A 25803-nucleotide genomic window follows, 5' to 3' on the forward strand; every position below is an offset into this window, starting at 1 on the left:
ATGTTAATTCAAAAAATCACCTTTCATCATTTTAGACAGTTTTACGACACGCAAAGTATTACGTTTGCAGGAGTAGATAATGAAAGGCTTGTTACAGTCATTTTAGGTGAAAACGGTCGCGGTAAAACAGGTATTTACCGTGGTCTTCTCTTCGGTTTATATGGAGATATGTATTTAGATCAAGATGCTGACGGAAAAGACGATATTGTTTTAACGAATACAAAAGCATTACAAGAAGATTATGATGGTGAGAAAAAAGGTGTTACTTGTACAGTAACAATTGATTTTCTTCATAATCAAAATGAATTTTCTATTAGCCGTTCAATATTTGCGGTGCAAAATGATAAAGGTGAAAAAATTGAGCGATTACATGCTGCTGAGTTAAAAAATGTAACGAACGGAAGTGTCATTACAGATAAAGAAGAAATTCAGCAGTTTGTAAATGAAATATTAGATGAACGTGTGAAAAACTATTTCTTCTTTGACGGAGAACGTATCGAGCGCCTTACAAGAGCGTCAGAACAGCAACGTAAAGAAATCGCAAAAGGTATAAAAAACTTATTGAAAATTGATGATTTACTTAAATCACAAGAAGTATTACAAGCCCTTGATAAACAAGTGCTAAAAGAATTACAAAAACATTCTTCTGGTGATTATCAAAAGAAGTTAAAAGAAAAACTAGAAAATGATGAAGCGAAAGAAAAGACTAAGCTAGAACTAGAAACAACTGGCGTACAGTTAGATGAAGCTGAACAACGTTTGGATCATTTAACTACGCAATTAGAGCAATTCCAGGAAGAAGCACAGAAAATTAAAGAATTAAAACAACAAGAAGAACTTCTTCAAACGAAGCAGATGGAACAACGAGCTGCGATGCAACATTTAGTCGGTTTTAACAACACGTTATCTTTATTATTAGCGAAAGATATTCTTCATTCTGTTAAAACAAAGCTAGAGATCGTACTCGATTATCAAACAGAAAAAATGGATATCGGTTTAGAGTTCATTCAAAACTTACTAAGTGATTTAAAATGTATGTGCGGTACTGCTCTGCAAGAAGGATCTAAAGAGTACGAGTCCATTATGAGACTAGAAAAAGTTGCAATTCGTAACGTTGAAAAGAAAGCTTTTTATGAACTACTAACAAACGTTATACAATTAATCGGTTTCCTTGAAGATAAAGAAAACGACTTAAAATATAAGCTTGATGAAGTGAGTAAAAAAGAATACGAATTAGAAACGATTCGCCAACAAGTTGAAAGCTTAAATAAACAACTGTCAGACACAGGAATTGAAGATTTAGCTACTTTAAATAAAGAGAGAAATGATGTACATAAACAATAAGTACAGTTAGATGTACATATGAAACAATTGCGCGAAAGCATAGAAGAGCTTGAACGTAAAGAAGAGCAATTAGAACTAGCTCTGCGCGATTTAAAAGTGAAAAGTGGTGTACATGCGAAGCTTGCTAAAAAGCAAGAAGAAACAGGAAAAGCTGTAAAAGCAATTAATCAAATGATAAAAGAATTTGAAAAGATTATTATTGCCGACCTAGAAAAAGTAACAACAAATAATCTTCAGCAGCTATTAGATGACAGCGGGAATATGAATATTCAAGAAGTAAGAATTAAAAAAGATTATTCATTAGAAGTATTAAATAGCTACGGCCACTCTTTCCTAGCGAACATTTCACAAGGACAGCGACAAGTATTATCTTTAAGCTTTATTACCGCACTAGCACAAGTTGCAGGCGGACATGCTTCCTTAGAAATGCCGTTATTCATGGACACGCCGTTCGGTCGTTTATCTTCAAAACATGAACTGAATTTATTAAGCTTCCTACCAGAAGTATGTTCACAATGGATACTACTCGTAACAGATCGAGAATTCGGTGATCGCGAAAGAGCCATGTTCTTAGAAAAAGGATGCTGGGGCAAATATTACGAACTTCGCAGCGTCGAACCGAGCGTCACAAAAATTATCGAACATCCAATGTTCATCCCGCAACATTCATAAGGAGGAGGGAGTTATATGGAAGAAACAAAAACATCATTACGTGTCAAAGTACGCAAAGAATACTTACCATTCTTTAAAGACTTACGAACAAAACATATATTTGAACAACACAGCTCCTTCTTCACACTATGTGCATGTGTAGGACAACGACTAGGCAAAATAGACGAATCCTACAAAGGAATCGAACTATGCCAAGCCTACACATTCACAACATACGAAAAAACAATTTTACAATCACTCACCTACAACAAAACAAAACAACTAACAGAAGAAAGAGAAATGTTCGCCGAAGCAGAAAAATATGCAGATGCTGGATTTCGCTTTCTAATTGAAGGACCGTTCTCAAGCGTCGCGATCAAACTAGAGAGTGGGGAGTATTCCTTGCATTCAGGTAGAGAGGAAGAACTGGAGAAGTTGATGGCTGGGTATGTTTTGGAGTTGGTTGAGGGGGTTCCGTTTTAATAGAGAGATTAGCTGTAAAGGGGTTATTTTGTTATAGTAGTGGATAAATAACCTTGTTTAAAAACATACATGAAAATAGAGATGATCCAAATGGAGGAAAGCACATGGAAAAATTAACATTACAACAATTAGAATCCCATCTATGGGAATCAGCAAACATAATGCGAGGAAGTATTGATTCTTCTGATTATAAAAATTATATATTTGGTTTATTGTTCCTAAAGCGTTTGAATGATGTATTTGTAGAAACAGCAAAACGTATCGAGGAAGAAGAACAAGATGATTATGGTTGGTATGATCGTGATGAGCATCAGTTCTTTGTTCCAGAAGGTGTAAGATGGGAAGATATTCATTCCAAAACACAAGATATTGGAGACGCCATTAATAAAGCATTCGAGAAGTTAGAAGAAGAAAACGTATCGTTACAAGGGGTACTAGCGAACATCGATTTCAATGATAAAGAGAAGTTGCCTGACAGTCTATTATTACAACTGATTCAGCATTTTTCTAAAATTGATTTAAGCAATGCGAGTTTATCAGAGCCTGATATGCTTGGTCGTGCGTATGAGTACCTTATTAAGCAGTTTGCAGATGATGCAGGGAAAAAAGGTGGGGAGTTCTACACACCAAGCGAAGTAGTAGAACTTATTGTAAAACTGATTAAACCAGAAGAAGGAATGCGTGTATGTGATCCGACAGCAGGATCTGGTGGAATGCTTATTCAATCTGTAGACTACATTAAAGGAAAAGGCGGAAATCCACGGAATTTAGTTCTACATGGACAGGAACGAAATCTTAATACATGGGCAATCTGTAAAATGAATTTATTATTACATGGGTTAAGTGACCATCGTATTGAAAAGGGAGATACAATTCGTGAACCTAAGTTACTAGAGGAAGGCGAGCTTATTCTTTATGACCGTGTTATTGCCAATCCACCATTCAGCTTAAAAAACTGGGGACGTGAGGAAGCTGAAAGTGATGAATATGGTCGCTTCCGATTTGGATTGCCGCCAAAAACAGCAGGAGATTATGGGTTTATTCAACATATGATTGCTACGTTAAATCATGAAGGGAAAGCGGGAGTAGTTATGCCACATGGTGTGTTATTCCGTGGTGGAGCAGAAGGAAAGATTCGTAAGGGACTTATTGAAGAAGACTTAATTGAAGTGGTTATTGGTTTACCTTCAAATCTTTTCTATGGTACGGGGATTCCAGCGTGTATCTTAATTTTGAATCGTAATAAGCCAGAAGAATATAAAAATAAAATTTTCTTCTTAGATGGTTCTCAGGATTATAAAGAGGGAAAGAAACAAAATACATTACGTGATCAAGATATTAAAAAAATTGTAGCAGCTTATGATAAATATGAAGAAGTAGAGAAGTATTGTCGTTCTGTAAGTAGTGAAGAAATCTGTGAAAATGATTATAACTTAAATATTACTCGTTATATTGATACAACAGAGGAAGAAAAGCAGATTGATGTAGCTAATGTATTAGTTGAACTTCGTAAATTGGAAGAAGAACGTAAGGAAATTGAAACTGTTATGTATGGTTACTTAAAGGAGCTGGGATATGGTGAGTGATGTTATAAGTATACCTATTGGAGAACATATTGATATTGTTAAAGGTAAGAAGCCGAAACAATTATTTGATTTACCAATCGATGAATTCACTAAACCTTATGTTTTGGCGGAAGCATTTGATTCAAAGGAATATTCGAATTTTACAGATGACACTTCATGTAAAATTTGCGAGGAAGAGGATGTTTTGCTTCTTTGGGATGGTTCACGTGCAGGTAGGGTAGCTATTGGACTCTCAGGATACATAGGTTCTACAATTGCTGCACTAAAATTGAAAAATAAAAATTTTATAAATCCGTTATTTTTATATTATAACCTTAAGTTTAAGAATGATTATATCGCAAAAAATACAGCTGGAACCGGAATACCTCATGTCCAAAAAGACATAATACAGAATTTAAATATTCTTTTATTTCCCATTAAACAACAAGAAAAAATCGCATCCATTCTATCATCCGTCGATGAAGCTATTGAAAAAACAGAGGCTATTTTTGAGAAGACAGAAGAAGCAAAGAAAGGATTAATGCAGCAACTTCTTACAAAAGGAATTGGACATACAAAGTTTAAGAAAACGGATATAGGTGAGATCCCTGAAGTGTGGGATGTAAAACAATTAGGAGAGATTACAGAGATAAAAGGGAGAATAGGATGGAAAGGATATACAAAAGAAGATTTAAGGCAAAGTGGTCCATTAGTATTGGGGGCTACACAAATTAATTCCAGATATAAATTAGATTTGAAAAATCCAGTTTATCTTTCACAAGAAAAGTATGAAGAATCACCAGAGATTATGGTTAGTATGGGTGACATAATTTTAGTACAGCGAGGCTCAACAATTGGAAAGGTTGCGTTAATTGATAAACAGTTAGGAGAAGCAACTATTAATCCGAGCATGGTATTATTAAAGAATATCAAAATAAACAGTGTATTTTTAAATCTTTTTCTTAGCAGCCAGTTTGTGCAGAAGAGATTAGCGGCAAATATTTCACAAACCTCAATTCCTATGATTAGTCAAAAGCAAATAAGTGGTATTTCAATAGGAATTCCTTCGTATGATGAGCAGTGTAAGATAGCAGAAATTATTCAGTCTATAGAGGGGAAAATAAGCGCAGAAGAGAGGGAACTGAGCAAGTTACGAACTTTGAAAAAAGGTCTTATGCAAATCCTTCTTACAGGAAAAGTACGTGTAAAATCTAAAGAAGCAGAGGTGACACAAGAATGACCTCCTCTGCTAAATGGAATGAGAAACAACTTGTTGAAAACCGTATGATTGAACAATTACAAGAGAAGGACTATGAACATCTTCATGGTCCTTCTCTTGATTCAGAACGAGAATCAAGAGGTGAAATTATATTAAAAGGCCGCTTAAGTAAAGCTATCTTACAACTAAACCCTTGGCTTTCAGATACCAATCTGGCAAAAGTGATTCGATCCATTACACATATCGAATCAACAAGCTTAATGGAAGCAAATCAAAAGTTTCATGAAATGATAGTTAACATGATTTCTGTCCAACAAGATCTTGGTAAAGGGAAAAAGAACCAAACAGTAAAACTTATTGATTTCGAAAAAACTGAAAATAATGAGTTCCTTGTGGTAGATCAGTTTACAATTAGTAACGCAAAAGGCAATATTCGTCCTGACCTAGTTGTTTTCGTTAACGGGTTACCACTTGTTATTGTTGAATGCAAGAGTCCTATGCTATCTCCAGATGAACAAATTGGTGAAGGGGTACGCCAGTTACACCGATATCAAAGCACACATGAGCAGCTATTTCACTATAATCAATTTATGATTGTAACGAGTAATGACCGTGCAAAAGCAGGGACAATTGGAGCGAAAGCGCAACACTATGGGGAATGGAAAGACCCATACCCGAAAACAGTTGCAGAGTTAGGTGTGTCTCCAACACCACAAGATATTTTAACGGCAGGCATGTTAACAAAAGAGAATTTACTAGACTTAATTCGTAATTTCATTGTATATGAGCCAGTAGATAGTCGTACGATTAAAAAACTTGCTCGTTATCAGCAGTTCCGTGCAGTAAATAAGGCAATTGACCGTATTTTTCGTTCAGAAGACAAGACGCAACGTGGCGGTGTTGTTTGGCACACGCAAGGAAGTGGGAAATCTTTAACGATGGTTTATCTTGCGGTAAAGTTAAGACGAATTAAGGAACTTAAGAATCCTACTATTGTTGTGGTTACAGACCGTAAAGACTTGGATGATCAAATTACAAACACGTTCCGTCGATGTGGTTTCCCAAATCCGCAACAGGCAGAGTCAGTCGCACAATTGAGACAGTTGCTTGGGCAAGGTACAGGCTCTACTATTATGACATTGGTACAGAAGTTCCAAGAGGATGCAGAGACGAAAGAATTCAAAAATTTATCTACTGCAGAGAATATTTTTGTTATGATTGACGAATCTCACCGTTCTCAATATGGTGGATTAGCGACTACAATGAAAAGCGCTATGCCGAATGCTTGTTATTTAGCATTTACGGGTACACCGATTGATAAGGAAGATAAAAGTACAAATCGTACATTTGGACCATATATTGATAAGTATACAATTGAACAAGCAGTAGAAGATGGAGCAACATTACCGATCTTTTATGAAGGAAGAATGCCCGATTTGCATGTGCAGGGAGATTCGTTAGACGAATTGTTTGATCGACAATTCCGTGAGTACAGTGACGAAGATCGGGAACGTATTAAGAAGAAATATGCAACCGAACAAGCAATTATTTCATCTCAAAAACGAATTAAACGTATTGTACTAGACATGATTGAGCATTATGAAAAACATATTCAGCCAAATGGCTTCAAAGCGCAAATTGTAGCGATTAGCCGTGAAGCCGCAGTTATGTATAAAGAGATGTTGGACGAACTAAGTAATTATGAATCCAAAGTTATTATGTCAGCAGGTCATAATGATGGAGAGCATTTACAAAAGCATCATTTATCAAAAGATGAAGAAAAAGATGTAATTGCTCGTTTCAAAAAGCCGATGTCAGAGGATAACCTAAGTTTCTTGATTGTATGTGACAAACTACTTACAGGTTTTGATGCTCCAATCGAACAAGTTATGTATTTAGACAAGCCAATTAAAGAACATAATCTTTTACAAGCAATTGCTCGTACAAATCGTACATATGATAAGAAGACTTATGGATTGATTGTCGATTATTACGGTGTTTCTAGATTCCTAGAACAAGCGCTTGCTATTTTCAATAAAGAAGATGTACAAGGGGCTTTACAAAATATCGATACTGAAATACCGAGGTTACAGTCGCGTCATCGTTCTGCTATGCGCTTTTTCGACTATATCCCGACAGATAATTTAGAAGCATGCTTACAGGCGTTAGAACCAGAAGATATACGAAATGAATTTGACACAGCATTTAAACGTTTTTCAGAAAGTATGGATATGGTAATGCCTAGTCCAAAAGCGCAGGATTACATAGTGGATTTAAAGTTTCTAGGTAAAGTGCGCCAAGCAGCAAAGTCTCGTTATCGTGTCGATGAGATGGATATTAGTGACTGTGGAGAAAAGGTGAAACAGCTTATAGAAGAGCATCTTGCCGCAGTAGGAATTGCTGTTGTTCACGAACCAATTGATATTCTTTCAAATCGATTTGAAAAACAAATAGATGAAACGAAGACACCTGAAGGTAAAGCGGCTGAAATGGAGCATGCGATTCGCCATGAAATACGAGTTAAAATGGAAGAAAATCCAGTTTACTATACATCTTTAAAAGAGCGACTTGAAGAACTACTTCAAAGGCGTAAGGATCGACAGATGGATATCGACGAGTTGTTGGAAGAATATCGTAATATGGTAAATGATATGCGACAAGCAGCACAAAAGGGAGAAGAACACGGTTTTACTCGTGAGCAATATCCTTTTTATCAAATGTTAGAGAAAGAAATGCCTCCATATGATGATGTGGAAGATTTGAAAGCATTAACTCATCTTATAACGGATGTTATTCAGCAAGAGGCACATATTGTGGAATGGACGAATAAAGAAGATGTGAAACGTGAAATGCGAAAGAAGATTAAGAAACAACTGCGTGTAAGTACTTGTCCAAAAGAAAAATTGGAGAGCTTAACACAGCAATTGATAGATTTAGCGACAGTACATTATAAAAAATAAAATGATAATATCAAAAGGCATCTCATTTGAGATGCCTTTTGATATTATTCCAATGTTAAAGTAGGACCATTTACACGTAACCACTCTTTACGTTGTTCATAATCTGGCAAGATTGAGCGTACAAAGTTCCAATAGTCGTTACTGTGATTCATATATTTTAAATGTGCTAATTCATGCACGAGTACGTAGTCCACAATAGACATTGGCGACATGACAATTCGCCAATTCAAATAGATATTCCCCTCAGAAGTACAAGTACCCCAACGCATTCTTTGCTCTTTTAGTTGTACATCATTAGGTGAAACGTCCATCTTAGCGCAGTATAGCTGTAAACGTGATTCTACCTTAGCTATACCGTGTTCAAGATACCAAGTTTTAAACAACCCTAGTAATTGTCTCCTTTTTTCAGTCTCGTCTATCCCAAATGGAACGCTTGCGATAAATTTTCCACGTACAAAGTTTAACTGTGATTTTTTTAGATTTTCTTCTCTATATACTTTTAATCGATAATTTCGTCCTAAATAAGAAAATTTTTCACCACTGACAAATTCCTTTGGTAAAGGAGGCTCAATTATTTCATTAACTTCTTTCATTTTTTGAAAGATAGTAGGTGCTTTCTTCCGTATAATTTCCTCAACTTGATCATTTGTAATACCTGTCGGGACGATGAGCCGAATATCTTCCATCCATTCAACAATAATAGATACATCCTTTTTATCGTCGGCATATTCGATGTCATATTCAATAGCTGTAGTTCCATATTGAAAAGTCGGCATATAATAACTCCTTCCAATGCATATCATCATTTTACGGAATGCGGAGTGATGTGGCAACTGTGATGTGAAAAATTTTTTGGTAGATATATTAAATAAATGATATCGTCTCATTCATATGTTTTTTACTTGTAGATATTTTGATAAAATAACAGTAATTGTAACTAATTGTAGCTACGGGGGATAAAGATGCTAGGTAAAATAATGATCGAATTTATTAAAGTAAAAAAGCGAATTACTCATATCATTGATAGTAAATGTAATTGGATTACGACGATAAAAAATAATGAAGTACATGTAGAAAGGGAAATTGGAATAGAAGAAGAGTTGGATTTAGAATTTAGTGTTAATGAGGAAGAGATCCAACAATTTTGGCGAGATTTAATAAATGTTCAATTAGTTAATGTTAACGATTTTGTACGACAAGAGGAACGGAATGCTTTTCTTATATCGCTATTTGCAGAATTACCTTTTGTAGAGGTAACAAAAATTAATGGAGAAAATGCTATTGCATTTGAAACGTTCCAAACAGATAACTTACCAAGTGAAAAATATGATAAAGTCATGCTCTTTTTAGAAGAGATAATAAATGGTACATATAATCCAAGTACGTTACGTGAACAAACGGATGAAAATTTATATAGTAGGAAGTCGCGCGCACGCCAGGATTTAAGGTTGTTGGGCTTTTTGAATGAATCCCATGAAATGAATAAGCTTCTACTAAGTGAATATGTTCAATCTAAGGATAAGAATGCTTATATTGCACAGCTAGTTTTAAAACAAGAATATTTCCGTCATGCTTTATTTGTTCTTGGATTGTTAGAGAAGTATTCAAAGGATGAAAAGAAAGTAGCTCTAGTTGATTTTGGAATGACGATTGTCCGAAATTCATTAGGAGATAATTTGATGGTCGAATCGGTAGCGAAGAGGCGAACAAATAATTTACTAGATTGGCTTGAACAAGTAGGGCTGATTAATAATGAATGGATTCCATCTGAACAATATATAAAAAAGAGTGAAGAAAAGGGCGGTAATATGAGTAGTAGTTTACGTGAAGGCTTTTTAAAGATAATGAAAGAATATTTGGATGCAAAAAAAGAGAAATTTGCAGGACATAAATTAGGATTAACAGTCCGAAATGATATACCAACAGAGATCATTCGTTTACCATTTATAAATGAGAAGCAGTACAGTGTGATAGGGTCAGTTGGGAAAGGGAATTGGGCAACAGTTCCGTGGATTGCGCTAATGCATAGAGATATTACAACATCCACGCAGCGAGGTTATTATATCGTTTACTTATTTAGTGAAGATATGCAACGACTTTATTTAACCATTGGACAAGGTGTGACGGAAACGTCTAAAGAAGAGATGCAAAAAATTAAAGAAGAGATTCGCGAGCAAATACATATGTCCCAAAAGGTGAAAAAAGATGATGAGATTTTCCTAGGGACAAGCCCAAAAGCAAAAGGATATGCGAATTCAACAGCGGCTTATATTGCGTACGATGCTAATAAAATGCCAAGTGAAGAAGAGTTAGTAGAAGATCTAGAAGAAATGCTTCGTTATTATGAGGGATTTATTGCTTACAAAGAGAAAGGGACGAAATATGAAATGATTTATGAGAGGAAAGAAGTGTATTTAGATCAGCAATCAATTATCGATCACGTGTCTTCTTATATTCAAAGTAAAGGTTTCTTTTATGAGAAAAAGGATCTTATTAATTTCTTCCTGTCATTAAAGACGAAGCCGTTTGTGATTTTGTCAGGTATTTCCAGTACAGGGAAAACGAAAATTGTTCAGTGGTTTGCGGAGAGTTTAGGGGCTACGGAAGAGAATGGACAATTTACCCTTATTCCGGTTAGACCTGATTGGAGTGATAGTTCTGATTTGCTTGGCTATGTGAATCTTCAAGGCGAGTTTCAAGAAAGACCGTTAATTCAGGTACTTGAAGCTGCAGATGCAAATCCAAATAGACCGTACTTTGTAGTGTTGGATGAGATGAACTTAGCTCGAGTAGAGTACTACTTTAGTGACTTTTTAAGTGTAATTGAAAGTCGTAAATGGAAAGATAGAAAAATTGTTACGTCACCAGTTCTTCCAGAATCAATTACGAATAAGCATATTACGATTCCATCAAATATATACATTATTGGAACTGTCAATATGGATGAAACGACACATCCGTTGAGTAAGAAAGTATTAGATCGTGCGAATACAATTGAGTTTAATACCGTTAACTTAGATTATTTTAATTTCTTAATGGATGTAGAAGAGAAGGAAGCTGAAATTGTTTCTAATCGCTCTTTAGAAACCGAGTATCTTCATCTAAAAGAATGTTTTAAAGAAAACGAAGATCTTGTGAGAAATATATCGACCATTTTAATAGAAATAAATAAAACACTTGAATCAGTTGGAGCTCAAGTTGGATATCGTATACGAGATGAAATTTGTTTCTATATGGCATATAACGAACAAGGAAAGTTACTGTCATTCGATGAAGCGCTTGATTATCAAATATATCAAAAGGTTTTACCGCGTCTTGCAGGGAGCGATGGACGAACAGAAGAGGTATTAAAACAGTTGTATGTATTATGCGCAAATGAAGAATATGATAGTGGCAATAATGACGCTTTATATGCTAAGTATCCTCGTTCAGCTAACAAGCTGTCTCATATGTTAAGGAGGTTCGAGTATGATGGTTTCACCTCTTTCTGGATCTAATAATGAGATAGAGCTAGTTAAGATTGAAACAGAGGAGCTATCATTGACGATTAAAGGAAATCCTTATCATGAAAAATACGAGAGTTTAAAAGAGTATCACGCTATGAACGCGGATGAAATGATGTATTTTCATGTAGATGGGAAGACGGAATCCATTTCTGTATTTGATGCGAGATTGCAGAGGTTAGACGAATGGAACGAACACCCGCCAATCTTTTTTGAAAATAGAAGTTATCAGCTTGTTGTTGTTCCGAAAAATAATAAGCAGCTCTCTTTTTATCATGAACATCCGGGTTTTCGAAAGAAAGTTAGTTCTATTCAAATGGGGTCACTTCATGTGTTAATGGGGAATCTTTCGTTTCCAAATGAAGTAGGAAATACAACATTCGAAATTAAAGACGAGCAAGAAACTTTATTAACTGTTACATTTGAAGTTTTCCCGGCAAAACTGGATTATAAGGATGATTACAGAGCTTTATTAAATGAAGTAAATGATGAAATCTATAATTTAGCATTTCATTTACTAAAAAGAACTTATTTAGGAGCATCTGCAATTTATGCTACAAATCCATCGAAGAGTGAGTTCTATCGTATTTTAAATGATTCCTTTGAGCGATTTATGAAGTCGATTTCTCATATAAAAAGACAACCGCATCATACGCTTATGACTAGACATCAACTTGTACGAGGAGAAAAAATCCGTAAATTGGATTCTGTCGGAATGAACTATTTGCGAAAGCGACCACACTTGTTGCAAGGAGAAAACTATATACCGACTAAAGGGATTACAGCTTATAAGGAAGTGTCTTATGATACGCTGGAAAATCGATTTGTTAAATGGATGATTCAAAGAGTTGTACATAAAATAGATGATTTACTTAAGGCGCTAGAGATAAAATCTAGATATACACGTGGTGAAACTGATGAAGATTTGCTAGAACGTGTAAAAAGTATGAAGTATCGAATGAAAAATGAATTGAACGATCCATTTTGGCGAGGGATAGGAAAATTAGATCGCTCAGTCTTTTCACTCGTAATCCAAATGGCGGCAGGCTATAGAGATGCATATCAAATCTTCTTAATGCTATCGCGAGGTTTAACATTACGAGGACAAATTTTCAAAATGTCGGTAAAAGATGTCGCAAGGTTATACGAATACTGGACGTATTTAAAACTTGGACAAATTCTATCCAAAAAGTATATACCGCTCCATCAAGATGTTATTCAAGTTAAACAAGATGGTTTATATGTAACGCTAGATGAAAGTAAAACTGCAAAAAGAACGTTCAAGCATCCAGTTACTGATGAAGTAATAGAACTTTATTTCCAGAAAAGAAATGGTAGATTGCCAACAGTTACACAAAAACCAGATACGATACTCGCTATTGAGAAAAAGGGAAAGAACTATCAATATCAATATATTTTTGATGCGAAATACCGAATTGATTTTGCTGAAAGATCTCATTATAAAAGGAAGTACGGCACCCCTGGTCCAATGGAAGAAGACATTAACACAATGCATCGCTATAGAGACGCATTAGTAGTAGAACAAGAAGGACCTTTTGAGCGAACAGCGTACGGAGCGTACGTACTATTCCCACGGAATCAAGAGGAAGCGTACGAGAACCATCCATTTTATAAAAGTATAGAAAAAGTAAATATCGGTGGATTCCCGTTCTTACCAAACGCAACAAGACTAGTCGAACAATTTCTAGATCATCTCATTGAAAAAAGCCCAGAAGAAATTATAAGAGAAGGCATCCTTCCAAGAGGCACCAAAGAAGAATGGCACTCCTCGCTAGAAGAAAAAGTATTAGTGGGCAGCGTGAAAACTGAAGCCGACTATGAAACATATAGAAAAGAAGGCTTATACCAGTTACCAGTCACACAGTTAAAACCAGGATGGCAAGAAGCAAAGTACATAGCATTATATGCACCGAAAAAATGGCATGGAGAAAAAGGTGGAATTCAATACGTCGCCAAAATCAAGCATATTCAAATGCAACAAAACGATGAGTATGTACATTTCGAACTAGAGCCATGGAAAAAACTAGACCACCTCATCCGCCCAGTAGGATATGGCATTCAAACATACACAATAACAACTATGTCGTTATTAAAAGAAGTACAAGAACTCCCAGAATTATTCATGAAATCAAAAGAAGAACGAACTCTTTGGAAAACGCTGCGTCGTTTTACGAAGCAGGTTAAGGTTGAGTTGGATCACCTTAATTTAGATGAGGCTTCTTCTATTAAGAGTTATTATGTGCAGGATGTTCAGATTTGGGTTGATTATGAGAGTGGGGTTGTTATGGTGGGGAGAGATGGACGAGTTAAGGAAGTTCCTTTGGAGTTGGTTGTTGGTAGGGGATCGGTGTTGTTTAGGGAAGTTTTAGAGGTGTTACATGTTAGGGTGTAGTATTTAGGTATAAAGGGGGAGGTCATGGATAAGGGGCCAAGTTGATTTTTATATGGAACAGACGAGTTTAAGTGAAATGGAGCAATTTTTAAATACAATAGATAAATGTTAGTTAAATAAAGTGTATTGTTAGCTATGGGAAGAAGGGCAAATAAGGTATACGCTCTTCTTTTTATTTGTAAGTAAAGTGCTTGTAAATCTTTAAATGATGACCTCCACCCTGTCAAGGTAAAGATCTTACTTTAGCTATATTGATGATACTAATTTTTTCCATATGTTCCCCTTGCACCTCCCCCAACGTCACCCCCTAACCTAAAGAAGACAAATCAAAAAGGGGGGACCAAACCACTCATGAAAACTACCACAAAAGAAAAAAGAAACACCATCATCATGCTACTACTATCAGCCGCAATAGGAATCTTTTCGCCACTACTCATGTACATCACACTGGCACGTAAAAATGAGGTGTACAAATACCATTGCCGAAAGGCGTTCAATTTTCATTTGTTAATCTTTCTTCTATTTAATATTAGTTCGCGTATTAGTGATGTTTTGTTTTGGGCCGTATTTGCCTTTGAGGTTGTTCAAGTGATCATTGTTGCGTGGAAAGTAATACGCGATGAACCATATCGTTATTTCATTCGAATTCCTTTATTTAAAGAAGATAAGTACGCGGTGGAAGGAGAATAGGTGATGAAACAAGAAGTGGAGAAAAAGGGAAAGCGATTTTTCGTTATGATTGCATTGTTGTTTATTGCAGTTTATATCGTTTTACGAAGAAGAAAATATGAGTACTTTTATGATGGTATTAGTGAGTATGAAAATAGTTATAGAGGGTATGTACCTTTTTTATTACTTGTTGTAGGTTTGTTTCAATATTGTAGGCAGAATGAGATGAGTTTTTCTTATATGCTTCAGTATGTGAAAGAGAAGTTAGCGAGTAGGTGATGATATGGCGTGGATGATTAGTGAGTTTGCAAGTGTTGGGGATGTTACGGTGCGGACGCTTCGTTATTATGACAAGATTAATTTATTAAAGCCGAGCGATTATACTGAGGGTGGGCATCGGTTATATACGAAAGATGATTTGTATGTGCTGCAGCAAATTCAATCGTTTAAGCATCTCGGTTTTTCGCTTGGGGAGATTCAAAATATTATATTGCAGCGTAGTGTAGAGACGAAAGAATTTTTAAGACAAATGCATTTTCAAAGGGAATTGCTTTTGGCGGAGCAAGAAAGAATTGCGAAGGTGCTTTCGCATATGGATGAGTTGACGAAGAAATTTCAAAAGGAAGAACAAGTGGATGTCGCTTTGTTTTCTTCGTTTTTGCAAACCTTCATATGGGAGAAAGAAAATAAGGAATGGTTAGAGGAACACTTTTCAAAGGATAGTGTTCGAGCGTTTTATAACAATAAGGATTTAAAAGAAGAGTTTGAGCAACGTTTTATGGATGTAATAGGGGAGTTGAAAAACTATAAGGAAGAAGAGAAGGATCCAAGTCATCATGATGTTCAAGTTACCTTGAAGGGATTTTTCAATGTAATAGCAGAGGTAACGAACTATCTTGATATATCTCAAAGTGATATAGAGGATATAATCCAAAAATCAAACCTTCCACTATCCGAATTCCCAGCTCTCTTCACAACTGAAGAAGAAAACTATATAAAAGAAGCAATGCAACAGTTTAACACCTAGTTAAACTGTTTTTTTATGCCAATCTACAATAAACTAATATGTTCTCAATCCATAAATAGTTAATAAAATGAAAAAATATGTATGATGAAAATTTTAATAAGCTGTGAAAAACTATTCACAGCTTATATAGATATATTATTTATTTTTATTATCATTTAGAAATTCTTCAATCTCTAAATAATCAGTATCGGTTAATGTCCCATTCTGCCAGGAAGAATATAATATGAAAGATAGTGAATCTATGCTATGAGCTGAAAGAATTAATTTTTCATAATTAGTATTATTGGTATAAAAAACTTTATATAAAATTAATTCTGTATTTGTTTCACGTAGTTCATAATAAAAACTATATTTAGGTAAATTGATGTAGTTTGCTATAGATAAAGTAATAAGTGTTAAACTTGTAATGACTTGCATTATATGAATTAAATGATGACTTAAGGTTAAAAGCGTTATATTGTGAGTGCTACCAGGAAAAGATATGTTGAACAGGGAAGTTGCGATACTGTTAGAAAAACTAAAGATAATTAGCTTTATTAATTGTACAAAATCATACTGTTCTCTTAAGATATTCAGCAAATCAGTCCCATATAAAATTTCTATAATTGAAAGAGTAGCAACAGTGAAAATTATTTCTATTATACTCTTTATCGCCAAACTAATTCGGTCTGTTCCAGTGAGTAATGTGTTTTTCAAGGATTTCTTGGCAATAATATCTTGATAAAAAGCTATACAAATTTCAAAACAACGAGATAGGAGTCTTAAAAAAACAAAAGTGTATATAACGAATAATAAATTCTTTATATAGGAAAGCTCTATAACCGAAATCAAAGTAAAAATTATGACTATTATAAGAGTAATTATAGCTGTAAATACAGAAATAAGGAGATTGGTTTGATTCCTCAATTGTACATAGGATGTTTTTTCCTTCTGAAGCTCTTTTTTCGAAACTCGAACAGAATTAAATGTATTGAGTATGGAATCCTTCACTGTATCAGGAACAGTAGTTTTTTTTACTATGTCTGTGATAGCAGACATATAGTTACTTTTAGTATTTGCGCTTTCAATTTTTTGAAATAGGTCAGACGAGTCTTTGAATGTGCATGTTTTTCCATCACTATCAGGTATTTTGCAAGATTTTAACTCTCTTAATCTCAAATTATTTTCTAATATTATCTTTCCTAATGTTGCGGCAGAATATTCTGCATACATTATAGAATATAGTGTGTATAGTGCCATTAATAGAAGGGATAGATACAAAAATAATATAAATGCAAAGGAAAACGATAAAAAGAAAAAATTCACAAGTGAAACTATGGAATTTATTTCTAGAGAATTATTTAGATAAACATAAACCGTAGCTATAAAGAATATAAAAATATATAGTAAGATAACTCGTGTAGAAAATTTTTTGGAGATATCCTTAGATATATAATAAAGTAAAAACGTATTAATAATATGAAGAATAAGAAGTATAGTGGCAATAGTTAAGCTAACTACATCCTCGTTTTTTAATGTCAAACAGAAAATAAAGAGAGTAATTATAGTAATCAATATTATTTTTGGAGAGAGTAATTTTTTTATATTATCACTTATTAAGTTTAAAAAAGTAGAGTACATATTATTAATTGGAAGAGAAGAAAAGTGAGAGTAAATAAAAATAAAAGCCCAAGCAATGAAAAATGAAAGGAATTTTCCTGAGTTAGTAATAAAATTCTCATGAAGTATATCATTTGGATTGATTGTTAATTCGTTTTTCATATCTTTAAAGAGAATGCTAGAAAGGAAGATTAAAATCCAAAAAAGTAACTGATACAGACCGATAGTGGTATATTTTGGTTGAGTTGAAGTAGATTTATTCATGTAAAGCACCTTTCTTAATTAATTCGATAAAATATTACATTAGCATTATAACATAATTAATAAATTTATTAAGGGGTAAGAAATATAATATATTGTATTGTATATAAATTAGAAGAACTATCCGACCTCCTAGAACTAATCAACGCCCTAGCCGAACACGAAGGTACAACACTAGAAGAAATCAACAACATCCGTAAAAAGAAAGCAGAAGAACGAGGTGGCTTTTCAGATCGAGTCTTTCTAATCGAAGTAAACCGATAACTAGCCCCTCCTAAGCCCCTTACAAGCCCCTACCAAGTAATAAATCACTAAGAAAAAACATAACAAAACAAAAACACCAACAAACACCGTAGTAGTAGGAGTCGAAAAAAATTTTGAAATAACACGCCAAAAACCCACCCCTCCTTCCTATATATAGTACAAAGAGGAATTCTTCATTTTTGAATTAGGACGGGAGGAATTAGGATGGCGGTGTATCGTACTGTGCAGGTGAATTTTTGGCAGGATGATTTTGTTTTGGATTTGACGCCGGAGGAGCGGTATTTTTATGTGTATTTGTTAACTTGTTCGAAGACGACGCAGTGTGGAATTTTTCCTTTTCCGAAGCGGTTAGCTGAGATGGAGACGGGTTATAATCGGGAGACTGTTGATAAGCTTGTGCAGCGCTTCATTGATTATGGGAAGATTCTTTATGATGCGGATACACGGGAGTTATTTGTTTTGAATTGGCTTCGTTATAATCCGGTGACGAATACGAATGTGGAGAAGTGTGTGCTTCGCGAGCTTAAGGGTGTGAAGAATAAGGAGTTTGTACATATGTTTCTTCAGAAGTGCGTAGAGGAGGAGCTGAATGTTCCGATGCTTTTAGCGCATTTTGGTATGCCGGGTGATTTGGCTATGGATGATGTTGATCCAGTTTGCGAGGAGACAGAGGAAGAAGAGGTTATAGAGGAAGAAACGGGAAGTCGCGTGTTTTCTTTTTATGAGCAACATTTCGGTAGTTTGTCTCCGCATACTGTGGAGGAACTGAGTGCGTGGATGGAAGATTTGTCAGAGGAGCTTGTGCTGAAGGCTCTTCAAATTGCATTTGAGAATAATAAGCGGACGGTTGCTTATGTGAAGGGGATTTTGAGAGGATGGCACGGGAAAGGATTTACGAAGGTGTGTGAGGTGGAGGCGGATACGGCGAGCTTTAGGAAGAAGGATTCGTCTGTTAGTACGGGGGAGACGGAGGAGTTTTTGGCGAGGTGTGAGGAGTGGGAGAAGAATGCGCCGTCTGAGGAAGAGTTGCAGCACTTTTTAGCAGAACGCGGGTGGCGCCCATGAGTATTCAAAATGTGGAAGCAGAAAAGACGGTGTTAGGTTCTCTATTAATTGATGGAGAGCTTATTAAGGAGTGCCGTTTGACGGAGCAGTATTTTTCTCTGTCAGTGCACAAGTCTATATTTCAGTTAATGCGAAAAATGGAAGAAGAGGGGCAACCGATTGATCTTGTGACGTTCATTTCTAGGGTAGATCCGAAGTTTTTAGAGGGGATCGGGGGAATGGAGTATTTTATAGGGTTAATGGATGGTGTGCCTACAACTGCCAACTTCTCTTATTATGAGGGGCTTGTTCGAGGTGCCTGGAAAATGTATCAGGCGGGTGTTCTTGGGCACAAGATGGGAGAGCGTCTTATTGCGGAGAAGAATGAGAAAATTATCGGTGAGACGATTACGGCACTTTGTGAGTTAGAGGAACAGGACTGTGTATGTGAGTTTGATTTGAAGGATGCACTAGTTGATTTATATGAAGAGCTTCATCAAGATGCGAAAGAGATTACGGGTATTGAGACTGGTTATATGTCGCTAAATAAAATGACGTGCGGATTGCAGGAAGGTGATTTTGTCGTTCTTGGTGCGCGTCCTTCTATGGGAAAGACTGCTTTTGCGTTAAATGTTGGACTGCATGCGGCGAAGTCTGGAGCCGCCATTGGACTATTTTCGTTAGAGATGAGTAGTAAGCAATTGCTGAAAAGGATGGCGTCTTGTATAGGTGAAGTGTCAGGAGGTAGGCTGAAAAATCCGAAGCATCGTTTTGCGATAGAGGACTGGGAAAAGGTGAGTAAGGCATTTGCGGAGATCGGGGAATTACCACTTGAAATATACGATAACGCAGGCATTTCGGTGCAAGATATTTGGATGCAAACTCGTAAGTTAAAGAGAAAGCACGGTGATAAGAAGGTTTTAGTCATTGTAGATTACTTGCAGCTTATTACGGGCGATCCGAAGCATAAGGGTAATCGATTTCAAGAGATTAGTGAAATTTCTCGTAAGCTTAAAGTATTAGCACGGGAATTAAATGTTTGTGTAGTCGCGTTGTCACAATTGTCTCGTTCGGTAGAAGCACGTCAAGATAAGCGCCCTCTTTTATCTGATTTAAGAGAGACAGGACAAATTGAACAAGATGCGGATGTCATTATGCTTATGTATCGAGAGGATTATTATGATAAGGAAACAGTGCAGAAAGAGATGACGGAGATTCATGTGGCGAAGCATCGGAATGGGCCTGTGGGGAGTTTTAAGTTGAGGTTTTTGAAGGAGTTTGGGCAGTTTGTGGAGGGGAAATAGTTAAAAGACTTGAGTATCACTTTGTAAATAAAATAAAGCATAAGTGTACCATTTCATTAACTTATGCTTTATTTTTTGATTCTTTGAATATGTTCCTCATTTCCCCATAAAGAAAGATCTTCTCTCTGCAGTAATCCATTGCTGCAAGTCATCTTGGCTACGTCGGACAAGTCGATTTACTAAAACATCATGCCATACATAATCCTCTAATAAGTATATATGAACGGGGTCATCTGTATAAAAAGCAATATTACGCTCTTCAAGTGATGGTCCATAAATCATCTCTTTAGAATCTATCGATACAATAAACCAATGTTCTGTAGACAAGGTTTCTGTATAAGGTGTTATGCGATGGGCTTCTAGATTTTTAATTGGGTTTTCAACATGCAGGGTAATACCTTGTATTGTAACTTTATCAGCTACTTCAGATAGATCTTCTTTTAACGCTTCATACATCTCATCCCACATTGAAATGACAATACGTCGTTCTGCTTTTTTTATTAATGCCTGACAATAGCTAATGATTGTTTGATTGTCTTTTAAAGTAATCACTCGATTATCCGTTTTTTCCTCGGAAGTTTCTAGTTTTTTTAATGAATCACTTATTCCTTCGTAAGTAGACTGCCATTCTGTTTGCGCCTTCTGTAAAAAGATTTCAACAGGTAGAGGTGAATAGCGAGTGGTGTCATTTATTTCTTCCTTCATGACAATTCCTTTTTCTACAAGGTTACCTAAAATCTCATAAATTCGCGCTCTTGGGACACCCGAATCCTTACTCACTTGGTAGGCTGTGACAGGCCCTTGTTTAACAAGAGATACATAAGATTTAGCTTCATATTCATTGAAACCAATTTTTTTAAGCTGTTGCACTATGTAGTCCACTTTTTTCGTCCTCCGATGTTTGCTTTTATCCCGCTTTAACGGGCAGTAAGACTCCCACCTCAAAATTCAGCGGAAGCAAAGAAGTTAGGTGGGGGTCGGGCTGCCCGTAAAAGCCCGATTGGTTCAACTAATAATCAGTGGCCCCACTGATTAAAGTTTCACTTTATATTTTAACGTTACAATAACTGTTTACATTTAGCAAATCATTAGTTACTATTCAAATAGTGACTAAAGGGGAGGTTAATAGTATGGATTTTTATTTAGACCCATCTGTATTAATGATTTTGATTGTTTTTGGATTTGTAGCTGCATTTATTGATTCAGTTGTAGGTGGTGGTGGACTCATTGCTTTACCAGCTTTATTATTTACAGGACTGAATCCAGCAAGTGCAGTAGCTACGAATAAACTAGCGTCGACAATGGGAAGTGCAACTAGTAATATTGTGTTTTATCGTTCTGGTAATCTTGATTTGAAATCGGCGTTTAAATTAGTTCCGCTCACTTTCATAGGTTCCATAATAGGGGCATGGACCGTTCATTTAATGAATCCAGAAATACTGAAGCCATTGATGCTGATTATGCTTGGTGCGGTGGCTATTTATACGATATTCAAAAAGGATTGGGGTAGTATTTCCACTCATAAGAAATTGTCTGGTCGACACGTCATTATTTTTACTTTTTTTGTTTTTGTTATTGGTTTTTATGATGGATTTCTAGGGCCTGGCACAGGTTCGTTTTTAATGTTTTCTCTTTTATTTATTGGGTATGATTTTTTAAAAGCAGCAGGTAATGCGAAGTTTCTTAATTTAGGAAGTAATGTTGGTGCATTGTTAATATTTATGTATGTGGGGCAAGTGAACTATGCGTATGGTTTTGTAATGGGGATTGCTCAAATTGCTGGAGGGATTGTTGGCTCCAAATTTGCTATAAAAAAAGGAAGCGGGTATGTTCGTGCTCTTTTCATTACAGTAACTTGTTTATTGTTAGCGAAAAATCTGTATGACTATGTGCAGTAAGTAATGTAGAAAAGGTTAACTATGCAGGCTACATAAATATAAGAATTCCTTGTAACATATTTTAGATGCTACCTTATTCGAAGGTAGCATCTAAAACAATTAAGGTAAGAGGGGGAAAATAATACAAATGAATATTTTCGGGGTATGTTTATGTACTTTAGCGAAATAACTATTCCATATTCTTCTTATAATTAACCCGCAACAATCCCTTAAAATCAACCTCAGCAATCAACACACTTACTAATATAAGCGTCGCCCCTAAGTATCCTTTTCCTGTTAGCGTTTCACCTGTGAAAACGAAAGCGAAGCCTGCGGAAAAGACAGGTTCTAATGAAAAGATAAGTCCTGTATGTGTAGGCGTCGTGTACTGCTGGGCGATTACTTGCACGATGAAAGCAACTGCGGTGCAAAATATGCTTAAGGCTAAGATGATGAGCCATGAGTTGGTTGTGCTAGGTAGTTTTGGTGTTTCGATAATGAATGAAAATATAAGGCTAAATAGGCCGACGAAACCGAGTTGTATGACGCCAAGTGCAATGGAGTTCACATGTTTTGTTACGCTGCCAGTAATGATGACGTGGATTGCATAAAATAAGGCAGACAGTATGCAAAATATATCGCCGTTACCGATCTTGAATTCGCTCGTTAATGTTAATAAGCCGATTCCTATTATCGTTAAAAGGATTCCTACTATCACTTTCTTTTCCGGAATGTGTTTTAAAAATAGGGCTGATAATATCGGAATGAAAATGACTGTGAGACATAGTAAGAAACCAGCGTTAGAAACACTTGTGTACTTTGTGCCGAAAGTCGCGAAAATGTAAACGATAAATAAGACAGAAGCGAGTATAAATGCATGTTTTACCGTTTTAAAATCGATTTTGAATAAATGTTTGTAAAATATTAAACCTGATAAAAGAAAGGCGATAATAAATCGTAATGCGATTAAGTTGTATTCTTCAATGCCTTCGAGTCCAACCTTTGTAAGTAAGATGGATGCACCCCAAAAGAATGTAACTAGTAGTAGCCCTAAATCCGCTTTTAATTGTAGTTTCATTTCTATTCCCTCGTTATGTATAAATTTTATAATCCCATACCCCTATCCCCATCCTTCATTTTAATATTAATTCCGAATATTTTTAACTTAAATTTATCGACGTTTTATTTCATCAAAAAAAGCTGTTTATAAAACAGCCTTTTTTTTGTTGGGAAGTTATTCCTCTTCAAACTGAAAAATATCCCGGTTAATAAGTTGGTGGAGATAACTATCCATTTCAGCCGCAGAAACGCTTCTTTCATTTTTAAACCACCATGCGCTTAATGAGGTGATTGCCCCTGAATAAAATTCAATGATTAGATCATTTGGCATCGTATGATTTTTGCGCAGTTGATGTAACGCTTCTATTTCTTGTTTTCTCGTTTCGTGACTTAAATACTGTGTCCGGTTAATAAATTGTTCATCAGACATTTGTGTCTCTAATATTTTACCGATTTCTTCATGGTGTAGAAATTGTTCCATTACTTGAAATGGTTTACTTAATCGATCTGAAACCGGTATTTCAGCAATCATCTTGCTATATCGTTTAAATCCAAATGCTAATAAAGCATCTTTATCTTCGAAGTGTTTATAAAAGGTTGTTCGGTGTACCATTGCGCGGTCACATATTTGGTTAATCGTAATCGTACTATATTTCTGTTTTGATTGCGTCATTAATTCAAATAAGGAATCCCACAGTAATTTATGTGTACGTCTAATACGTAAATCAAGTTGTTTTTGATTATCATTCATCTACAATTCTCCTTTTTTGTAGATTAAATATACAGTGGCTGAAAATTGATTCTCCCTTTTTAATCTACATATGTATATTATATTACATGTGTTCTGGTGTATTTAAAGTTTTTTAAGTAAGAAACAGGAGGAGAATCTGTAAATGAATATGACAACTAAGAGCCCTACAAGTGGCAAAGTTGATACTTCTAATTTGAAACATACCCCCATTTTAATTGCATTACTTTTAGGTGCAATGGTTGCATTATTAAATGAAACATTACTTGGAAATGCGTTAACGGTATTAATGAAAGAATTTGACGTAACGGCTTCAACGATTCAATGGCTTTCTACAGCATACATGTTAGTAGTTGGGGTTTTAGTTCCAATTACAGCATTACTTCAGCAATGGCTCACAACGAGACAAATGTTTTTGATCGCTATGGTAACGTTTTTAGTCGGTACATTAATTGCAGGATTCGCACCGACATTTTCCGTTTTATTAATTGGCCGTATCGTCCAAGCTGTAGCGACGGGGTTAATTACACCGTTATTAATGAATACGATTTTAATCATTTGTCCACCTGAAAAACGTGGTGCGACAATGGGATTAATCGCACTCGTGATGATGGCAGCTCCGGCAATTGGCCCTACATTATCTGGAGTAATTGTGGATTCATTAAATTGGCGCTGGTTATTCTATATTGTTATTCCTATCGTGATCATTTCCATTATGATTGGGATGAAGTACATTCAAAATGTTTCAGAGTTAACAAGGCCAAAAGTAGATTACCCATCTATCCTTTTATCGACATTAGGATTTGGCGGGCTTGTGTATAGCTTTAGTGCATCGGGTGATTTAGGATGGTCCGATGCAAAAGTGTATGGCACTTTAATTGTTGGGCTTATCTCATTATGTATTTTTGCCGTTCGACAATTGAAAATTGAGAATCCAATTTTAGAATTACGAGCATTTAAAGTTCCGATGTTTACATTATCAGTTGGATTAATTGTCATTGTGATGATGTCGTTATTTTCAACGATGACTTTATTACCGATGTTCCTGCAAACTGTTTTACTCGTTACAGCTTTTAAATCAGGAATTATCATGCTTCCGGGAAGTGTTATTAGCGCCATAATGGGACCAATCGCAGGTAAACTATTTGATAAATTGAGTCCGAAAGTTATTATCGTTCCCGGTATTGTCTTAGTAGGAATTGCAATGTTCTTATTTAAAGGCATTACTCCTGATACATCAATGGTACAAATTATTGTCATGCATAGCGTATTAATGGTTGGACTCATGTTTGTCATGACAGCACAAACATACGGTTTAAATCAATTAACACCAGATTTATATCCGCACGGAACAGCACTATTTAGTACGTTGCAACAAGTAGCTGGTGCAATTGGTACAGCTATCTTTATTTCGAAAATGTCTTCAGGAACAACTAAGTATATGGAAAGCTCCGCAAATCCACTGGATCCAGTAGAGAAGTTAAACGGTTTAACTTCAGGGTTCCAAGGTGCATTTGCACTTGGGTTAATCTTTATTATTGTTGCATTTATCGTATCGTTATTCTTAAAAGAAGAGAAAGAAGGAGTAAAGGCAGCGAGGGTTTTACAGAACGAACATTAAGGTTTATATAAAAAAGACATCTTTGCCTAGAAAAGATGTCTTTTTTATATTTTTTTCGTAACACTTGTTTTGGGTGTCTTTATACATAAGAATTGGTATGTACAATAATTATCCTTTTTGAGAATAATGATGCAAAGCCGTACTAATAACCAGTAGTTCACCAGATGATTTAGTGACATCGTATATAGATCC

20 protein-coding genes and 1 pseudogene are annotated in these 25803 nt (G+C 35.5%); 16 read left to right on the forward strand and 5 right to left on the reverse strand.

Annotated elements, in window-relative coordinates; all coding sequences use genetic code 11:
- The 6 genes from MHH27_RS05090 to MHH27_RS05115 all read left to right on the forward strand — a co-directional run bounded on the left by MHH27_RS05090 (position 1) and on the right by MHH27_RS05115 (position 8222).
- Positions 1-1344, forward strand: a complete 1344-nt coding sequence (locus MHH27_RS05090; protein WP_340941806.1) for an AAA family ATPase — start codon at positions 1-3, stop codon at positions 1342-1344.
- An 18-nt stretch (positions 1345-1362) separates the two neighbouring features.
- Positions 1363-2016: a hypothetical protein gene (locus MHH27_RS05095; protein WP_340941810.1), complete on the forward strand. Its 654-nt coding sequence runs from the start codon at positions 1363-1365 to the stop codon at positions 2014-2016.
- Between the two features lie 15 nt (positions 2017-2031).
- Positions 2032-2478, forward strand: a complete 447-nt coding sequence (locus MHH27_RS05100) for a hypothetical protein (RefSeq protein ID WP_340941811.1) — start codon at positions 2032-2034, stop codon at positions 2476-2478.
- A 104-nt stretch (positions 2479-2582) separates the two neighbouring features.
- Positions 2583-4064: a type I restriction-modification system subunit M gene (locus tag MHH27_RS05105; RefSeq protein ID WP_340941812.1), complete on the forward strand. Its 1482-nt coding sequence runs from the start codon at positions 2583-2585 to the stop codon at positions 4062-4064.
- Positions 4057-5283: a restriction endonuclease subunit S gene (locus tag MHH27_RS05110; RefSeq protein ID WP_340941814.1), complete on the forward strand. Its 1227-nt coding sequence runs from the start codon at positions 4057-4059 to the stop codon at positions 5281-5283. Before MHH27_RS05105 ends, MHH27_RS05110 begins: the two co-directional genes overlap by 8 nt.
- The gene (locus MHH27_RS05115; protein ID WP_340941817.1) at positions 5280-8222 is read left to right on the forward strand and encodes a type I restriction endonuclease subunit R; all 2943 of its coding nucleotides are present in this window, start codon (positions 5280-5282) and stop codon (positions 8220-8222) included. Before MHH27_RS05110 ends, MHH27_RS05115 begins: the two co-directional genes overlap by 4 nt.
- A gap of 44 nt (positions 8223-8266) precedes the next feature.
- On the opposite strand, the gene MHH27_RS05120 is transcribed toward MHH27_RS05115, so the two are convergent.
- Positions 8267-8998, reverse strand: coding sequence for a M48 family metallopeptidase (locus MHH27_RS05120; protein ID WP_340941818.1), 732 nt, complete (start codon positions 8996-8998; stop codon positions 8267-8269).
- 186 nt (positions 8999-9184) lie between these two features.
- On the opposite strand from MHH27_RS05120, the gene MHH27_RS05125 reads away from it, so the two are divergent.
- The 5 genes from MHH27_RS05125 (at position 9185) to MHH27_RS05145 (ending at position 15834) form a co-directional block, all read left to right on the forward strand.
- The gene (locus MHH27_RS05125; protein WP_340941820.1) at positions 9185-11719 is read left to right on the forward strand and encodes an McrB family protein; all 2535 of its coding nucleotides are present in this window, start codon (positions 9185-9187) and stop codon (positions 11717-11719) included.
- A complete protein-coding gene (locus MHH27_RS05130) occupies positions 11694-14138 on the forward strand; it encodes a restriction endonuclease-like protein (RefSeq protein WP_340944812.1) in 2445 nt (814 codons plus the stop codon). The genes MHH27_RS05125 and MHH27_RS05130 overlap by 26 nt, the downstream gene beginning before the upstream one ends.
- Before the next feature lie 351 nt (positions 14139-14489).
- The gene (locus MHH27_RS05135) at positions 14490-14828 is read left to right on the forward strand and encodes a DUF4870 domain-containing protein (protein WP_340941822.1); all 339 of its coding nucleotides are present in this window, start codon (positions 14490-14492) and stop codon (positions 14826-14828) included.
- Positions 14829-14831: 3 nt separating this feature from the next.
- On the forward strand, positions 14832-15086 hold the full coding sequence (locus MHH27_RS05140; RefSeq protein WP_016117313.1) for a hypothetical protein: 255 nt from the start codon (positions 14832-14834) through the stop codon (positions 15084-15086).
- A 4-nt stretch (positions 15087-15090) separates the two neighbouring features.
- Entirely contained in the window at positions 15091-15834 is a 744-nt protein-coding gene (locus tag MHH27_RS05145) for a MerR family transcriptional regulator (protein ID WP_016117314.1), read from the forward strand.
- A gap of 135 nt (positions 15835-15969) precedes the next feature.
- Here the strand turns inward: MHH27_RS05145 and MHH27_RS05150 are convergent, their stop codons facing one another.
- Positions 15970-17697: a hypothetical protein gene (locus MHH27_RS05150; RefSeq protein ID WP_016117315.1), complete on the reverse strand. Its 1728-nt coding sequence runs from the start codon at positions 17695-17697 to the stop codon at positions 15970-15972.
- Positions 17698-17799: 102 nt separating this feature from the next.
- Between MHH27_RS05150 and MHH27_RS05155 the strand changes: the two are divergent.
- From MHH27_RS05155 to dnaB, 3 genes and pseudogenes are all read left to right on the forward strand, one after another.
- Positions 17800-17958: pseudogene (locus MHH27_RS05155) on the forward strand (nucleoside triphosphate pyrophosphohydrolase); the annotation flags it as partial.
- A 204-nt stretch (positions 17959-18162) separates the two neighbouring features.
- Positions 18163-19023: a DnaD domain-containing protein gene (locus tag MHH27_RS05160; RefSeq protein ID WP_016117316.1), complete on the forward strand. Its 861-nt coding sequence runs from the start codon at positions 18163-18165 to the stop codon at positions 19021-19023.
- Positions 19020-20306: a replicative DNA helicase gene (gene dnaB / locus MHH27_RS05165; protein WP_340941823.1), complete on the forward strand. Its 1287-nt coding sequence runs from the start codon at positions 19020-19022 to the stop codon at positions 20304-20306. Before MHH27_RS05160 ends, dnaB begins: the two co-directional genes overlap by 4 nt.
- A gap of 96 nt (positions 20307-20402) precedes the next feature.
- Here dnaB and MHH27_RS05170 read toward each other — a convergent pair whose 3' ends face one another.
- The gene (locus MHH27_RS05170) at positions 20403-21188 is read right to left on the reverse strand and encodes a TrmB family transcriptional regulator (protein WP_000384620.1); all 786 of its coding nucleotides are present in this window, start codon (positions 21186-21188) and stop codon (positions 20403-20405) included.
- A gap of 248 nt (positions 21189-21436) precedes the next feature.
- Between MHH27_RS05170 and MHH27_RS05175 the strand changes: the two genes are divergently transcribed.
- Positions 21437-22204, forward strand: a complete 768-nt coding sequence (locus MHH27_RS05175) for a TSUP family transporter (RefSeq protein ID WP_340941826.1) — start codon at positions 21437-21439, stop codon at positions 22202-22204.
- A 169-nt stretch (positions 22205-22373) separates the two neighbouring features.
- Here MHH27_RS05175 and MHH27_RS05180 read toward each other — a convergent pair whose 3' ends face one another.
- Positions 22374-23261, reverse strand: a complete 888-nt coding sequence (locus MHH27_RS05180; protein WP_090975680.1) for a DMT family transporter — start codon at positions 23259-23261, stop codon at positions 22374-22376.
- 156 nt (positions 23262-23417) lie between these two features.
- Positions 23418-23993, reverse strand: coding sequence for a TetR/AcrR family transcriptional regulator (locus tag MHH27_RS05185; protein ID WP_340941828.1), 576 nt, complete (start codon positions 23991-23993; stop codon positions 23418-23420).
- 142 nt (positions 23994-24135) lie between these two features.
- On the opposite strand from MHH27_RS05185, the gene MHH27_RS05190 reads away from it, so the two are divergent.
- Positions 24136-25611: an MDR family MFS transporter gene (locus MHH27_RS05190; RefSeq protein ID WP_340941830.1), complete on the forward strand. Its 1476-nt coding sequence runs from the start codon at positions 24136-24138 to the stop codon at positions 25609-25611.
- Positions 25612-25803: the final 192 nt, after the last annotated feature.

The organism is Bacillus sp. FSL L8-0152, assembly GCF_038006365.1.
Taxonomy (GTDB): Bacteria; Bacillota; Bacilli; order Bacillales; family Bacillaceae_G; genus Bacillus_A; species Bacillus_A cereus.